This window comes from Mesorhizobium sp. B3-1-7, assembly GCF_006439385.1.
Classification (GTDB): domain Bacteria; phylum Pseudomonadota; class Alphaproteobacteria; order Rhizobiales; family Rhizobiaceae; genus Mesorhizobium.
In genome coordinates, this window is record NZ_VFTL01000065.1 from 1 (window position 1) to 15,253 (window position 15,253).

Sequence of the window (15,253 nt, forward strand, 5' to 3'; positions counted from 1 at the left end):
CTCACCCCAAAACGCGCTAACCGCATGGCTCAGCGCTTTCCCTAAGACCATCAAAACCCAATGAGTCGTGTACTGTGCCCTGGAATCCATGCCGTGACGCTAACGTGTTGCAACGGCTACAGAATTCTTCACCACTGCGCTCGATGACGGAGGTCATGGCATGGACTCTAGGGTCAAGCCCGAGAATGACGACGTGCTGGGGGAGATCAGCTGACTACCCTCGCTCCGGAAACATCGCCTTCAACCCCTCGCGCGAGGCCTTGGCCACGCCGCGCTCGGTAATCAGGCCGGTCACCAATCTTGCCGGCGTCACGTCGAAGGCGGGGTTCGCCGCCGGTGTCGCATCCGGCGATACGCGCACCTGCGCGATCTTGCCATCCGCCGTCTTGCCCCAGACCAGGGAAACCTCATCGCCCGAGCGCTCCTCGATAGGGATCTCAGCGAGCCCGTCGGCGACGGTCCAGTCGATGGTGGGCGAGGGCAGCGCGACATAGAAGGGCACGTCATTGTCGGCGGCGGCCAAAGCCTTGAGATAGGTGCCGATCTTGTTGCAGACGTCGCCATTGGCGGTGGTGCGGTCGGTGCCGACGATCACCATGTCGATGTCGCCATGCTGCATCAGATGGCCGCCTGCATTGTCGACGATCAGCGTGTGCGACACGCCGTGCCCGGCCATCTCCCAGGCGGTGAGCTGGGCGCCCTGGTTGCGCGGCCTGGTTTCGTCGACATAGACATGCACCGGAATGCCGGCCTCGGTCGCCAGATAGATCGGCGCCGTGGCGGTGCCGTAATCGACCGTCGCCAGCCAGCCGGCATTGCAATGAGTAAGGATGTTGACGGTCTCGCCCGGCTTCTTGCGCGCGGCGATCTGCCTGATGATGGCAAGCCCGTTCTCGCCGATGGCGCGGTTCAGCCCGACATCCTCATCGGCGATCTCCGCGGCGCGCTGGTAAGCGGCTTCCGCGCGCTCCGCGGGTGCAATCGGCTTGAGATGCCGTCGCATCTCGTCCAGCGCCCAGCGCAGGTTGATCGCCGTCGGCCGCGTCTTGTGCAACGTCTCCCATACGGCGTCGAGCGCTTCGTCCGACGGATCGTCTTTCATCTGTATGGCGACGCCATAGGCGGCGGTGACGCCGATCAGCGGCGCGCCGCGCACCCACATGTCACGGATCGCGGTGGCGATGCCGGCAACCGTTCCGATCGTCTCGATGCGGAACTCATGCGGCAGCCAGCGCTGGTCGATGATCTCGACCGACCGCTTGTCGTCGCTCAGCCAGATGGTGCGGTAATGGCGTTCGCCGACGTTCAAATTCTCTTCTCCTGTTCGATCAGCGCGGCCAGATTGTTGACCTCGTCGATGCTATGGATCTGGCGCCGGTTGACGGCGATATGGCGGCCGAAGCGCAAAGCCTTGGCCTCACATCTGGCGCGCAGGTCTTGATCGGCAATGGTCTCGAAATCCGCATTGTGGGCGAGGCCGAGGATGCGCCGATGCACCTCGATGCCGGCGAAGCCGAGCAGGTCGTCCCAGATGGAATGCAGCATGTGGTCGAGCGCCTGTTCCGAGCCGAGAAGGTCGCCCTGATCCTCGAACAGGCTCCGCTGGTAGAGCATGCCGGTCCGTTCGGTCCGCCACAGATGCGAGAACTCGGCACGGAAGGTCGCCCAGGTCTCGGCGGTGACGCCGAGCAGATAGGCGCGCATCGAGTCGCGGCTGCCCTTCTCCTCGTGGCCGCGTTGCGAGAAGAAGGCCATCCAGAAATTGGCAAGCAGCATGCCGACATCGAAGGCGATCGGACCGTAAAAGGCGAATTCCGGATCGATCATCCGGGTCTCTGTGTCTGTCACCATGATCGAGCCTGAATGCAGGTCGCCATGCAGCAGCGTCTCGGCATTGGCGGCGAACATATGCTTCAGCCGCTGCGCCTCGACCTTGAGATCGCGGTCGGCGCGCAGCTCGGCGACCAGGCCGTCGAGCTGCGGCGAGGTATGTCGGTTCATCTTGGCGTCGAAATAGGGGTCGGAAAACACCAGGTTCTCGGTGATGTCGCACAGCTCGACATTGTCGGCGAACAGCGCCAGATCCGCCTTGCGGTCCTTGGTCGGCATGTGCAGGTCGGAACCGCGAAACAGCGTGCGGGCCATGAACAGGCCGATGTCGCGCGCGATATTCGGCAATTCGCGGCCGTCGATCAGCGCGCGCCGCAGGATGATGTGCGGCGGCGCCAGGTACTCCATGACGATCAGCGCTTGTGCCTCGTCGAAATGATAGATCGCCGGCACTGAGCCGGGCGCCCGGCGCTCCTGCCTGGTCAGCGCATGATATTCGAAGAAGCAGCGTTTCAAGGGCAGCGGCCAGCTGTCGCCGACCAGCCGCACATAGGGCAGCGCCTGTTTGACCACCGCGGCGCCTTGGTCGCCCTCGACGATGAACACTAGGTTGAGATTGCCGTCGCCGACCTCGCGTACCTTCCAGTGGCTGGCGTCCTTGCCGATGCGCTCGGTCAGCGCCGTGGTTTCGCCAAGGCGTTTCGGCAGCGTTTCCACCGACAATGCTTCGAACTTCCCGGTCATGCTCTCCCTCCTGCGCGTGGTTTCCGACGATAGCGGAGCCACGGCGGCGGGGCCAAGCTAGGAAGCGCTCTGGCAAATGTCAATCGTGTTGACAATTGCCGAATGAGCCCATAGCGTCACCATCCGGGAGGAACGGATGGGCGCAGATGCCGTGTTCCATGTGGAGGGCCTGAGGAAATCCTTCGGCCAGAACGAGGTGCTTGGCGGCATCTCGCTCGACCTCTTTGCGGGCGAGGTGACCGTGCTGATGGGCGCCAACGGCGCCGGCAAATCCACCCTGGTCAAGATCGTCAGCGGCGTCTATGCGCGCGGCGCAGGCTCAATGCAGCTCGCCGGCAAGGCCTTCGATCCGCAGACCCCAGCCGAAGCGATCCGCGCCGGCGTCGTCACCGTGCACCAGAACATCAACGACGGCGTGGTCGCCGACCTCGATGTCGCCACCAACCTCACGCTCGACCGGCTGAGCGGCAAAGGCGCGTCGTTGCTCTTCAAGCCTGCCAATGTCCGGGCCGAAGCCAGGGCCGTCGCCGACCGCATGGGGCTTGCCATCGACCTCAAGGCGCGCGTCAGCGACTTGTCGTTGGCCGACCGCCAGATGGTGGCCATCGCCCGCGCCATGGCGCACCGGCCCAAGGTGCTGATCCTCGACGAGCCGACCTCTTCACTGTCGAGCGCCGAGGCCGACCGGCTGTTTTCGTTGATCGACAGGCTGCGCGGGCAGGGCGTCGCCATCCTCTATATCTCGCACCGCATGTCCGACATAAGGCGGCTCGCCGACCGCATCGTGTCGATGCGCGACGGCGTCGTCTCCGGCGTCTTCGACAAGAAGCCGCTCGACTATGAGGGCGCGGTCAACGCCATGCTTGGCCGCAAGATCCATCTCGACCGGGTGGTGGCGAGAAGCTCGGCCCAAACCGTCTTCACCGCCGAAGGGTTGCGGTTGGCGCAAGGGTCGCGGCCGATCTCGATGACGCTCGGCGCCGGCGAGGTGGTGGCGATCACCGGCCTGGTCGGCGTCGGCAAGACGGCTTTGGCGGAGACGCTGTTCGGCGTGCGCCGGCCGCTCGCCGGCACCATGCATATGGACGGCAAGCCCTATGCGCCGGGCGCGGCGCGCGAGGCGATCGCCGCCGGCGTCTTCCTGGTCGCCAAGGACCGCGTTGCGAGCGGCATCGTCGGCGGCTTCAACATCGAGCGCAACATCAGCCTGCCGTTCCTCAAGCGCATGTCGGGCCTCGGCGTGATGAAAAAGCGCGCCGAGCGCGTCGTTGCCCGCCGCCAGATCGACGAACTTGGCATCGTCTGCCGCTCGGAGAAGGACGAGCTGTCGGCGCTTTCCGGCGGCAACCAGCAGAAGGTCATGGTGGCGCGCTGGATGTCGCAGGCCTCGCGGCTCTTCATCCTCGACGAGCCTTTCCAGGGCGTCGACATTTCGGCGCGCCGCGACATCGCGGCGAAGCTTCGAGCCAGCGCCGACGACCGCGCGACGCTGATCTTCGTCACCGAGATCGACGAGGCGCTGGAGACCGCCGACCGCATCCTGGTGATGTCGGAACACACGATCGTCGGCGAGCACCGTAACGCCGATATCGATCTCGACCTGCTGCTGGCGGAAGTGGCCGGCGGACCGCTCCACAGCGCGGCATGAGGTCGAGGGATTTGCATGGAGTGGAGTTGGAATGAGCTTTTGTCGGACAGCCGCGCGGCGGGGCGCTGAGTGATGTTGCGCGACTACGCCATCCGCTACGGCTTCATCGTCCTGTTGGTCGGGTTGATCGCCTATTTCGCGGTCGCCGCCGATGGTTTTGCTTCGCCGCAAAGTGCCGTCTTCATCTTCCAGTCGGTGGCCATCACCGGTGTGCTGGCGCTCGGCGTCACCGCGACGCTGGTCGTCGGCGGCTTCGACCTGTCGATCGGCTCCGTCGCCACCAGCGCCATGATGGCGGCTTCCTACGCCATGGTCGTGCTGGAGCAGAACGCGATCGTCGCCGTCATCGCCTGCCTTGTCATCGGCGTCATCGTCGGCCTGATCAACGGCTGGCTGATCGTCTATATGCGCGTGCCCGACCTGCTGGCCACGCTCGGCATGATGTTCCTGCTGCTCGGCCTGCAGCGCATCCCGACGGAAGGCCGCTCGATCGCCACCGGCATGACCATGCCCGACGGCTCGGTCGCCAACGGCAAGTTCTCGGAAGCCTTCCTGGCGCTCGGCCGCCACCGCATCGATTTCTTCATCCCGAACCTGATCCCGGTTTCGGTGGTGGTGCTGGTGGTGCTCGCGGCGCTGATCTGGTTCTTCCTCGAATACACGCGCTTCGGCCGCATGATGTATGCCGTCGGCAGCAACGAGCGGGCGGCCGAGCTCGCCGGCGCGCCTGTCAAGGCATACAAAATCTGGGCCTATGTGATTTCGGGAGTTTTTGCCTCGATCGGCGGGATTTTGCTCGCCGCCCGGCTTGGACGCGGCGACATCGCCTCGGGTAATAATCTCTTGCTCGACGCTGTCGCCGCGGCGCTCATCGGCTACGCGGTGCTCGGCGCCGCCAAGCCCAACGCCTTCGGCACGGCCGTAGGCGCGGTGTTCGTCGGCGTCTTGCTGCAAGGCCTGACGATGATGAACGCCCCCTACTACACGCAGGATTTCGTCAAGGGCGCGGTGCTTGTCGTCGCCCTTGTCTTCACCTTCGCCCTTTCCGGCAGGGGCAAGAGATAGTTTCGACCGGGGCATTGAGACAAAACGGAGGAAAACGAAGTGAGCATCACAAGAAGACTTTTGGGGAAGGCAGCACTCGGCCTTGCCGGCGCGGCTCTGCTGATGCAGGGCACGGCATTGGCGGCGGACAAGCCGGCGCCGTTCGACAAGCCCGGCGTCAAGATCGCGCTGGTGCGCTATCTGTCGACCGGTGACTTCTTCCAGGCCTATCTCTCGGGCGTCGAGGCGCAGGCCAAGGCGCTCGGCGTCGATCTGCGCGTGCTGGACAGCCGCCAGGATGCGGCGCTCCAGGCCGACATGGTCGACCAGGCGATCGCGCTCGGCGTGCAAGGCATCATCATCCAGCACGGCCTGACGGAATCGATGAAGGACGCCGCCCAGCGCGCGGTCGATGCCGGCATCAAGGTCGTCGCCTTCGACGTCAATGTCGAGAACCCGAAGATCCCGCAGATCGAGCAGTCGGACAAGGATCTTGCCAAGCTCGCGCTCGAGCAGGCGGTGAAGGACAATGGCGAGAGCTGGAAGGCCGGCTATGTCTATGTCGCCGGCATCGCGCCGCTCGACCGCCGCAACGAGACCTGGGTGGACGTGAAGAAGAAATATTCGGGCATCAGCGAGGTCGCCCAGTTCGGCACGCTCGACAACCCGATCGCCAACTCGGTCGCCAACCAGGCGCGCTCGGTGCTGCAGGCGCATCCCGACATCAAGGTGATGTTCGCGCCCTATGACGAGTTCGCCAAGGGCGTGAAGATCGCCGTCGACGAGGCCGGCCTGAACAAGGGCATCAAGATCTATTCGGCCGATATCTCGACCTCGGATATCGCCGCGATGCGCGAGCCGGACAGCGCCTGGGCGGCCACCGCCGCCACCAACCCGGCCGTCGTCGGCCAGGTCTCGGTGCGCGCGCTGGCGCAGCTTCTCGCCGGCGAGGATCCCGGCCACAACGTCATCGTGCCGCCGACGCTGATCACCCAGAAGGAGCTGATCGACAAGGACATCAAGAACATGGAAGACCTGTCGGCCAAGCTGCCGCAGTTCGCCCATGCCGATGTCGCGATGCCCGCCTGGATGCCGAATCCGAACGCCAAGTAAGGGTTCTGCCCGTTGCTGATGAAGGGAGCGGTCCAGTGGGCCGCTCTCTGTCTTTTCCAAGGGACCGTCGCGACGTCATCGCTGCCAGAAGGGCAGTTTGGCGATTTCCGCCTCGACCTCTTTCCTCGTCAGCCCGATGTCGTCGATCAGATGCGGATTGTCCGTCGCCATGCGCTTGAGCTCGAAGCGGAAATAGGCCTGCTTGCGGCGCTCGGCGAGGAGGCCGCGCAGGGCTGAGAGGCTGTAGCGCCGGCGGCCGTTGATCTCGGCTGGACGCGCCGCCAGAGATGCGCAAGGTGCGAAGGTATCGTTCATGGCAACCTCCATGCGGCAGAAAGCTTGAAGGCCCTCGACCTGATTGAGATTGCAGTGTGCCGCAGGTGGCCGGCGGCGTAATTAAGCCCTCCCAAATAGTTCTCAAAACTTCCAAATCGGCTAGAGCGTGTCACTGTTTCACGGAAAAACGCCGAACCGCTCTATCCCTTTGTTTTTACGCAATTCCGGACGGAAGGTTACGGCGAAGACGCCGAACTTAACCGCTTCACACTTTTCCTGGAATTGCTCTATAGATCGCCGCATGCAGGGATCGCGCTTTGCTTTTGGACCGTTCGTGTTTGATCCTGGCGCGGGAACGCTGCTCCGGGGCGACGTTCCCGTTGCCGCCGGTCACCGCGGGCTGAAGCTGCTGGAAGCGCTCGTTGCGCGTCCGGGAGAAATCCTGGCCAAGGCCGAGTTGATGGACGCGGCGTGGCCGGGCACCGCGGTCGAGGAAGGCAATCTCACGGTGCAGATCGCGCAGCTCAGGAAGCTGCTCGGTCAGGCGACCGGTGGTGGCGAGTGGATCGTCACGGTGCCGCGTGTCGGCTATCGTTTCATCGGTGCGGTCGAACAGCCCGACGCGACGCGCAAACCCTTGCCGCTGCCCGACAAACCGTCGATCGCCGTGCTGCCCTTCATCAATCTGAGCAACGATCCCGAGCAGGACTCTTTCGTCGATGGCCTGACCGAAGATTTGATCACCGATCTCTCGCGGATACCGGGCCTCTTCGTCATCGCGCGCAACTCGGTGTTTGCCTATAAGGGCAAGGCCATGGACGTGCGCGCCATCGCCGGAGAGCTTGGCGTGCGCTATCTGCTGGAAGGCAGCGCAAGACGGGCCGCGGGACGCGTGCGCATCAACGCTCAGCTGATCGACGCGCTGAGCGGCGAGCATCTCTGGGCTGAGCGTTTCGATCGCGGCCTGGAAGACATCTTCGCCGTTCAGGACGAGGCGACGGCCAAGATCGTCGAGGCGCTGCTCGGTCGATTGCGCGCGCCGCCGGCGCGCAACCGGCCGAAGAACCTCGAGGCCTATGATCTCGTCGTGCGCGCGCGAAAACTGTTCGACGAGTCGCCGCAGATGGCGCGCGAAGCGCACCTGATGCTGACGCGCGCGATCGCGCTCGATCCGGATTACGCGGAGGCCTATCGCTGGCTTGCGATGAACCACTGGATGCGATGGGTGCATTGGGGCGAGCCGTTCGAGCCTGCCCGCAGCACGTCCCTGGAACTGGCGCGCAAGGCAGTGGCGATCGATCCCAACGACGCCGGTTGCCGCTGGGTTCTGGCGAACCTTCTTGCCTATGAACGCGATTTCGAGCAATCGGATGCGGAATTCGCCAAGGCGATCGATCTCGACCCGAACGAGGCCGATATCTGGGCGACATTGTCCGACATCGTGGTTCTGGCCGGCAGGATCGAGGAGGGACTCGAGCACATTCGCAAGGCATTCCGGCTCAACCCATTTCCGCCGAGCTGGTATTATCTGACGCTCGGCCAGGCGCAATATGCGGCCAGCGACTATGAAGCCGCCGTCGAGACGCTGCGCCGCGACGAGACCTACCGCACCAGCTCACGCCGCTTCCTGGCTGCAAGCCTGGCGCAGCTCGGCCGCCTCGACGAGGCACGCACAGAGGTTGCGCTGTTCCTTGTCGGCAATCCGCATTTTTCCACCCGCCGCTGGGTCGAGACGGAACCGTTCCGCGACGCGGCGACGCTCAAGCATTTCGAGGATGGCTTCCGCGCGGCTGGCCTGCCGGAGTGATGCGGCCGGCCACGGTGACGGGCTAATTTAGTCGCCCCAGCACAGGGATTTTGACCGGCCGGCTCTGTTTGCGTTGGCAGGTGGCATGCGCTGGAGATTGGCCGAAACGCCCGTCGCGATCGTCATTCTAGGGCGGAGCAGGAGCGAAGCACCGTCGCGAAGACCCTGGAATCCATGCCGTTACCTTCGCCAGGGCGTGCAACGGAGCAGAATTCTGCACCGCGGCAACGCTTCCAAGTCACGGAATGGATTCTATGGTCTGCGCCGCGTCGCTTCGCTCCTTGCTCCGCCATAGAATGACGAGGTTGGGGGGCGGCTTCAACCAATCTCCAGCGTTTGCGCTGATTTCGCAAATGAACGGAAAATCTTGTACCAAGACAAGCGGCAACCTTTCCAAATCCCTGTGTCGGGGAACTAGTCGCCCCTGCGTCCAGTTTCTCAAACCTTTTGCCTCAACGGCCGGCGCGCGCCAGCCCATGCGCCAACAGGCGCTCGATAACCTCCGGATAGCTGACGCCACTCGCCGCCATCGCCTTGGCGTACATGCTGATATTGGTGAAGCCCGGAATGGTGTTGAGCTCGTTGATCAGGAACGTCATGTCCGGCATCAGGAAAAAGTCGACGCGGGCCATGCCGTCGCAGCCGAGCGCTCTGAACGCCCTGGCGGCCATATCGCGCATGGCATTCTCGACTTCCAACGGCAGCTCGGCCGGCACGATCAGGGCCGCGCCATTCTCGTCGATATATTTGGCGTTGTAGTTGTAGAAGCCGTGACTTTCCGCGGGCACGATCTCGCCGGGCCGCGAGACGAAGAGCTCGCCCGTGGGGCTCTCCAGCACGCTGAATTCGATCTCGCGGCCACGAACGAATTCCTCCGCCAGGACCTTGCGATCGTGCTGGAAGGCTTCCGCCAGCGCGCGCTCGAACTCCTGACTGCCATTGACCTTCGCAACGCCGACCGACGAGCCCTGCCGCGCCGGCTTGATGAACAGCGGCAAGCCGAGCTTGTCTTCCAGTTCGGCAAGCGAAGGCAGCCGACCCTCATCGATCGTCACCGAGCGCGCGACCGGCAATCCCGCCGCCTTCAGCAGCCGCTTGGCGATGTCCTTGTCGAGGGCCGTGGCCGAGCCCAGAATACCGCAGCCGGCGAGCGGCACGCGCGCCACTTCGGCCAATCCCTGCACCGCGCCGTCCTCGCCATGCAGACCGTGCAACACTGGAAACAGGATATCGATGACGGGCAGGTCATGGGGTGCGCCGCTGGCAGGGATCGCCAGCATCCGCCCCTGCCCACTCGGCACCAGGCACAGCTGTATGCCAGCCGACGGCGTCGCTAGGGCGCCGTCCTCGAAACGGCTGAGCAGCCATTGGCCGTCGCGAGTGACGAAGATCGGCACGACGTCGTATTTCGCCGGATCCAGCGCCTGCATGACGTTGGCCGCCGAAAGCAGCGACACCTCATGCTCGGCGGATCGACCGCCGAACAGCACACCTATACGCAGTCTTTTCGCGGGCATCGACAACTCCACCAATGATCGGGGTTGGAGCTCGCACGCAAAACACCAGACATGCCCCTTCAACCGTCCGAGTAGTAACCGAAGGATTGGAGTGGGACTTTGACCGGTTGAAGCAGTTTTTCAGCAGAAGCGCGAAAGGCCTTCCGTTCGGAACCGTGTCAAGACGAGGAGCGGTTCATCCGCTTATGAAACGATGAACCGCTCCAAGGTTGTGTCTTTACTTCGTCAGCGCAACGCCGCCGCGATGTTGCCGCCGTCCACCGTCGTCACGTCCGCTGTGGTGCGTTCGGCCAGCGCCTGGTGCAGGAATGCCTGCGCCACGTCGTCGGCGGTCACTTCCTGTCCGAGCAGATTGCCGGACATGTATTCCTTTTCCGACACGCCGCGCGCGCCGGACCGGCTGGCGATCATCGTGTCGGTCAGAAGCCCGGAGCGGATGCGGTCGGCGTTGACCGCATTTGAGCGGATGCCATAGGCGCCGTAGTCAAGCGCATATTGCCGCGACAGGAACAAGGTCGCCGCCTTCGGGATGCCGTAGGCGCCGAATTTCGGGCCGGGGTTGATCGCCTGCTTGGAGGTGTTGAACAAAAGCACGCCACCGGTGCCCTGTTCCAGCATGATGCGCACCGCATTCTGCGCCGCCGACTGGTGGGCGAAGAAGTTGAGCTCGAAACTCTTGCGCAAAGTGGCGTCGTCGAGCTCGCCGATGCGGCCTTCCCAGGCCGCGCCCGCATTCGAGACCAGGATGTCGACGCCGCCATAGACGGCGACCGCCTTGTCGAAGGCGGCGCGCATCTCGGCCGGATTGGTGATGTCGGCACCGACGCCGATCGAATTGTTACCGGCGGCCTTCGCCGCGTCCACCGCCTTGGCCGGATCGAGGTCGACGATCACCGCATGCGCGCCGTTGGCCGCGAACAGTTTTGCCGTAGCAGCGCCGATGGCGCCGGCGCCGCCGGTGATCAGCACGACCTGGCCGGTCAGCGGCTTCGGCTTGTTCGAGGCGAGCTTGGCCTGCTCCAGCGACCAGTATTCGAGCGGAAAGAGGTCGGCCTTGGACAGCGGATGGAAATTGCCGACGGCCTCGGCGCCGCGCACCGCTTCGATCCACATCTCACCGACATCGGAGGCGATCTTCGCGTCCTTCAGCGTGCGGCCATGGCCGAACATGCCCAGCCCCGGCACCAGCGTCAGGCGCGGCATCGGGTCGAGCATGGTCCGCTTGACGTCGTCCAGCGTGTCATTGGCCTCGAAATAGGCGGTGTAGTCCTTGACGAAGGCCTCGACATGGCTGCGCACCAAGCCCTTGTAATCGCCGAGCTTGCCGGCATCGGGAGCCGGCACCGCCATCGGTCCGGTCTTGATGCGGATCGACAGATCGGGCGTCGACACGCCGCGGCCGGCATAGTCGGCGATCTTGGCCGAATTGATGAAATCGACAATGGCGTCGGACGTGCGGAAGTCGCTGATCATGCGGTCGAAGCGGCCTTCGCCGCGCGCCACCGCGACTGCGCCGCGCAGCATCGGCGCGATGTCGCTCGGCCGGGCGAGCTTTGCCGGCAGCGCCGCCTTGACCGCCTGCGGCTTGCCGTTACTGGCGACATAATCCTCGGCCATAGTCACATAGTGGATCATGCGGTCATAGGCCTGCCTGGCATCGTCGCCGAAAGTGAAGATGCCATGCTTGTCGAGGATCAGGCCCTCGACGTTCGGGTCGGCGTCGAACACCTCCGCGGCGACCTTGGCGAGGTCGAAGCCCGGCTTGATGTAGGGCACGTAACCTAGTCTGTCGCCGAACACGGTCTCGATCAGCGGCTTGCTGTCTTCCTGGTCGACGATGGCGAGGATCGCCGTGGAATGCGTGTGGTCGACGAATTTGTGCGGCAGGAAGGCGTGCAGCAGCGTTTCGACCGATGGGTTCGGAGCGGCGGGGTCGATGAGGTTGGAGCGCAGCAGCGCCACCATGTCCTCGTCGGCGAGCTGGTCCAGGGAGCGCGCCTTGAGCAGCGCGCCCATCTTCACCGCCGGCAGGCCCTGCGGTTCGATGACGGCCATGTCCCAGCCGCTGCCCTTGACGCAGAGCACGTCCCATTCGTCGCCGACCAGATCGGTGGCCTTGGTCTTGCAGGAGGTGTTGCCGCCGCCATGCAGCACCAGCCGCGGCTCGCCGCCAAGCAGACGGGTCGTGTAGACGCGCAGCGCAAGGTCGCGGGCGACGCCCTTCTTGGCATAGTCGGCAACCATCTTTTCCGCGTCGGCGTCATTCCAAAGGTTCTGCATGTCGTTCCGTCCGGTTCCGTCTTTTTTGCTCATGAACAGAAGGCCGCGACGTCTTGATGACAGAAGCGGCGAGGGTGGTTTTTCTAGGATGCCTTTTTGCCGGCTTCGCCCGCGTGATTGAGCAGGCGCTCGGCCATGTGCGCGCCGATCACCAGATGCGTGCAGAGCCCGCCGGCGACGGCCGCAAGCAGCGGCTCGAATTTGGTGTCTTCCTGCACCACCATCAGCCGCTTCTCGATCGCGCGCAGCGAGGCGAGTTCGGCGGAAATGACGCGCCGGTTGTAACTGCAGTCGAGCACCTCGCCCTTGGCGTCGATGATCTGCCCGGCGATGACGCCGGCAGCCCCTTGGCTGCGCAGCGCTTCCATCTCGCCTGCGGACAATGCGCCGCATTTCACCAGATGGCTGTCGGCGTCGACCGCGCCGACGGAATAAAGCGCGAGGTCGCAATCGGCAATGCCGGCAAGCTGGTCGCGGATCACCGGCTCGGCGCGCAGGCCCTGCGCCAGTTCCTCGGTGGAGAGCACCAGCGGCGCATAGAAATTGAGGCCTTTGGCGTTCAGCCGCCGCGCGATCTCCATCGTGCATTGGTCGGGCCGATAGGAATAGGGCGCGCCGAGATTGCCGCAGAGCTGCACCACGGTGACGCCCTGCAGGTCGGCATAGGACATGATGTCGGCGATGGTGTAGACGGTGCGGCCCCAGGCGACGCCGATACGGTCGCCTTTCTTCACCAGCTCGAGAAAGACGCTCGCCGCCAGCACGGCGATATCGGTCGAGGGATCGGCGAGATAGGCATTTTCCGGCGCGATCCAGACGGCGTCGAGATCGAAGGCATCTTCAAGCCGGCGAGCCGTGACGTCGTCGGTGAAGAGCTGCGTCGAGGTCGAGATGTTGACGATGCCGGTCTCGCGCGCCTTGCGCAGATACATGGCGACCGAAGCGCGTGAAATGTTGAGCTGCCTCGCCACTTCGTCCTGACGAAGGCCGTGGGCATAGTAAAGCCAGGCGGCCTTGTGGATGATCTGTTCTGCCGGTCTGATCGCCATGCCGCCTCCTCGGCTGACATTAGTCACGGCTCTCGACAAAAGTCAAATTTGCTGCGTGAGCGGCGATCGCCTCACGGTGGGGCTCCATCCGGATCGCCATTCCACCAAGCCGGCGCAGCATAGCATTTTCAGCCGCGGAAGGGGGATAGCGTGACGAAGGGCCTAAGGTTAGAAGGTTCGAAAAGAACCTTGGGGAGAACGGGATGGCCAATCCCTACGAACAGGATCTCGACAGGAACGCCGCCAACCACCAGCCGCTGACGCCGCTCACCTATCTCGAGCGCGCGGCCAAGACCTATCCCCACCATGTCGCCATCATCCATGGCAACCAGCGCATCACCTATCGCGATTTCTGGCGCCGCTCGCTGAAGCTTGCTTCGGCGCTTGCGAAGCACGGCATCGGCAAGGGCGATACGGTGACGGTGATGCTGTCCAACACGCCGCCGATGCTGGAAGCGCATTTCGGCGTGCCGATGACCAAGGCGGTGCTGCATTCGCTGAACACCCGCCTTGACGCCGCCGTTATCGCTTTCCAACTCGACCATGCCGACTCGAAGGTGCTGATCGTCGACCGCGAGTTCTCGGGCGTTGTCAGGGAAGCGCTGGCCTTGGCCAAGGTGAAGCCGTTGGTCATCGACTATGACGATCCTGACTATGCGGCCGACGCGCCCTATCCGAAAGGAGAGCGCATCGGCTCGGCCGATTATGAAGAGTTCGTCGCCGGCGGCGACGAGGCTTACGCCTGGTCGATGCCCGATGACGAGTGGGACGCCATCTCGCTCAACTACACTTCCGGCACGACGGGCAACCCGAAGGGCGTCGTCTATCATCATCGCGGCGCGGCGCTGATGGCCTACACCAACACCATCCATGCCGGCATGGCCAAGCACGCGGTTTATCTCTGGACGCTGCCGATGTTCCACTGCAACGGCTGGTGCTTCCCCTGGACTTTAGCCGTGCAGGCCGGCACCCATGTCTGCCTGCGCTGGGTGCGGGCAAAGCCGATGTATGACGCCATCGCCGACCATGGCGTCGCGCATCTGTGCGGCGCGCCGATCGTCATGTCGGTGCTGATCAACGCGAGGGACGAGGACAAGCGACAGTTCGCGCAGACCGTCACCTTCAACACGGCCGCGGCGCCGCCGCCGGAGGCAGTGCTTTCCGGCATGGCCGACGCCGGCTTCGCCGTCACCCATCTCTACGGCCTGACCGAGACGTATGGGCCGGCCGTCGTCAACGAATGGCACAATGAGTGGGACGCGCTGGAAAAGGGACCGAGGACTGCGAAGAAGGCGCGCCAGGGCGTCCGCTACGCCTCGCTCGAGGGTCTCACGGTGATGAACCCGCAGACCATGGTGGAGACGCCGGCCGATGGCGAGACCATCGGCGAGGTCATGTTCCGCGGCAACATCGTCATGAAGGGCTACCTGAAGAACAGGAAGGCGACCGACGAGGCCTTCGCCGGCGGCTGGTTCCACTCCGGCGATCTCGGCGTCATGCACCCCGACGGCTACATCCAGCTCAAGGACCGCTCCAAGGACATCATCATCTCGGGCGGCGAGAACATCTCTTCCATCGAAGTCGAGGACGCGCTCTATAAGCACCCGTCGGTCGCTTCCTGCGGTGTGGTTGCCCGCGCCGACGAGAAATGGGGCGAGGTGCCGGTCGCCTATGTCGAGCTGAAGCCGGGCAAGGCCGCGACCGAGGCCGAGATCATCGAACATTGCCGAGGTCTGCTGGCGCGCTTCAAGGTGCCGAAGACAGTGGTGTTTGCCGAAATCCCGAAGACGTCGACGGGCAAGATCCAGAAGTTCAGGTTGAGGGAAATGGCGAAGAGGGCATGAGCCTCAAATGGGCGATGCCGAGTTCCCGCCCACCCCCTCTGGCCTGCCGGCCATCTCCCCCGCAAGGAGGGAGATGGGCAGCTTCAGCGACGGCGCTTCAC

General features: G+C 64.1%; 11 protein-coding genes. 5 read left to right on the plus strand and 6 right to left on the minus strand.

Going from position 1 to position 15,253, the window contains the following annotated elements; all coding sequences use genetic code 11:
- Positions 1–214: 214 nt before the first annotated feature.
- Both mtnA and mtnK read right to left on the minus strand, forming a co-directional pair.
- The gene (gene mtnA, locus FJ417_RS32335) at positions 215–1,309 is read right to left on the minus strand and encodes an S-methyl-5-thioribose-1-phosphate isomerase (RefSeq protein WP_140786256.1); all 1,095 of its coding nucleotides are present in this window, start codon (positions 1,307–1,309) and stop codon (positions 215–217) included.
- On the minus strand, positions 1,306–2,574 hold the full coding sequence (gene mtnK, locus FJ417_RS32340; protein WP_140786257.1) for an S-methyl-5-thioribose kinase: 1,269 nt from the start codon (positions 2,572–2,574) through the stop codon (positions 1,306–1,308). Before mtnK ends, mtnA begins: the two co-directional genes overlap by 4 nt.
- Positions 2,575–2,710: 136 nt before the next feature.
- Here mtnK and FJ417_RS32345 point away from each other — a divergent pair, with 136 nt between their 5' ends.
- The 3 genes from FJ417_RS32345 (at position 2,711) to FJ417_RS32355 (ending at position 6,379) form a co-directional block, all read left to right on the plus strand.
- A complete protein-coding gene (locus FJ417_RS32345) occupies positions 2,711–4,222 on the plus strand; it encodes a sugar ABC transporter ATP-binding protein (protein WP_140786258.1) in 1,512 nt (503 codons plus the stop codon).
- A gap of 69 nt (positions 4,223–4,291) precedes the next feature.
- Positions 4,292–5,287 carry an ABC transporter permease gene (locus FJ417_RS32350; protein ID WP_140646854.1) on the plus strand — a complete coding sequence of 332 codons (996 nt, stop codon included), beginning with the start codon at positions 4,292–4,294 and terminating at the stop codon, positions 5,285–5,287.
- Between the two features lie 39 nt (positions 5,288–5,326).
- Complete coding sequence (locus tag FJ417_RS32355) at positions 5,327–6,379, plus strand: substrate-binding domain-containing protein (protein WP_140705080.1); 1,053 nt, start codon at positions 5,327–5,329, stop codon at positions 6,377–6,379.
- A gap of 75 nt (positions 6,380–6,454) precedes the next feature.
- On the opposite strand, the gene FJ417_RS32360 is transcribed toward FJ417_RS32355, so the two are convergent.
- Entirely contained in the window at positions 6,455–6,694 is a 240-nt protein-coding gene (locus FJ417_RS32360; RefSeq protein ID WP_140786259.1) for a DUF1127 domain-containing protein, read from the minus strand.
- 262 nt (positions 6,695–6,956) lie between these two features.
- Between FJ417_RS32360 and FJ417_RS32365 the strand changes: the two genes are divergently transcribed.
- Positions 6,957–8,462: a winged helix-turn-helix domain-containing protein gene (locus FJ417_RS32365; RefSeq protein WP_140786260.1), complete on the plus strand. Its 1,506-nt coding sequence runs from the start codon at positions 6,957–6,959 to the stop codon at positions 8,460–8,462.
- 452 nt (positions 8,463–8,914) lie between these two features.
- Here FJ417_RS32365 and FJ417_RS32370 read toward each other — a convergent pair whose 3' ends face one another.
- From FJ417_RS32370 to FJ417_RS32380, 3 genes are all read right to left on the minus strand, one after another.
- Positions 8,915–9,979 carry a D-alanine--D-alanine ligase family protein gene (locus FJ417_RS32370; RefSeq protein ID WP_140786261.1) on the minus strand — a complete coding sequence of 355 codons (1,065 nt, stop codon included), beginning with the start codon at positions 9,977–9,979 and terminating at the stop codon, positions 8,915–8,917.
- Between the two features lie 225 nt (positions 9,980–10,204).
- Positions 10,205–12,259, minus strand: coding sequence for a bifunctional aldolase/short-chain dehydrogenase (locus tag FJ417_RS32375; RefSeq protein ID WP_140786262.1), 2,055 nt, complete (start codon positions 12,257–12,259; stop codon positions 10,205–10,207).
- An 83-nt stretch (positions 12,260–12,342) separates the two neighbouring features.
- On the minus strand, positions 12,343–13,308 hold the full coding sequence (locus FJ417_RS32380; RefSeq protein ID WP_140786263.1) for a sugar-binding transcriptional regulator: 966 nt from the start codon (positions 13,306–13,308) through the stop codon (positions 12,343–12,345).
- Positions 13,309–13,511: 203 nt separating this feature from the next.
- On the opposite strand from FJ417_RS32380, the gene FJ417_RS32385 reads away from it, so the two are divergent.
- A complete protein-coding gene (locus FJ417_RS32385) occupies positions 13,512–15,152 on the plus strand; it encodes an acyl-CoA synthetase (protein WP_140786264.1) in 1,641 nt (546 codons plus the stop codon).
- The last annotated feature ends 101 nt before the right edge of the window (positions 15,153–15,253 follow it).

Excerpts from the sequence above, each read along its gene's own strand:
- mtnK (WP_140786257.1), bottom strand. The coding sequence starts at position 2,574 with ATGACCGGGAAGTTCGAAGCATTGTCGGTGGAAACGCTGCCGAAACGC.
- FJ417_RS32345 (WP_140786258.1), top strand. The coding sequence starts at position 2,711 with ATGGGCGCAGATGCCGTGTTCCATGTGGAGGGCCTGAGGAAATCCTTC.
- FJ417_RS32360 (WP_140786259.1), bottom strand. The coding sequence starts at position 6,694 with ATGAACGATACCTTCGCACCTTGCGCATCTCTGGCGGCGCGTCCAGCC.
- FJ417_RS32365 (WP_140786260.1), top strand. The coding sequence starts at position 6,957 with ATGCAGGGATCGCGCTTTGCTTTTGGACCGTTCGTGTTTGATCCTGGC.
- FJ417_RS32370 (WP_140786261.1), bottom strand. The coding sequence starts at position 9,979 with ATGCCCGCGAAAAGACTGCGTATAGGTGTGCTGTTCGGCGGTCGATCC.
- FJ417_RS32375 (WP_140786262.1), bottom strand. The coding sequence starts at position 12,259 with ATGCAGAACCTTTGGAATGACGCCGACGCGGAAAAGATGGTTGCCGAC.
- FJ417_RS32380 (WP_140786263.1), bottom strand. The coding sequence starts at position 13,308 with ATGGCGATCAGACCGGCAGAACAGATCATCCACAAGGCCGCCTGGCTT.
- FJ417_RS32385 (WP_140786264.1), top strand. The coding sequence starts at position 13,512 with ATGGCCAATCCCTACGAACAGGATCTCGACAGGAACGCCGCCAACCAC.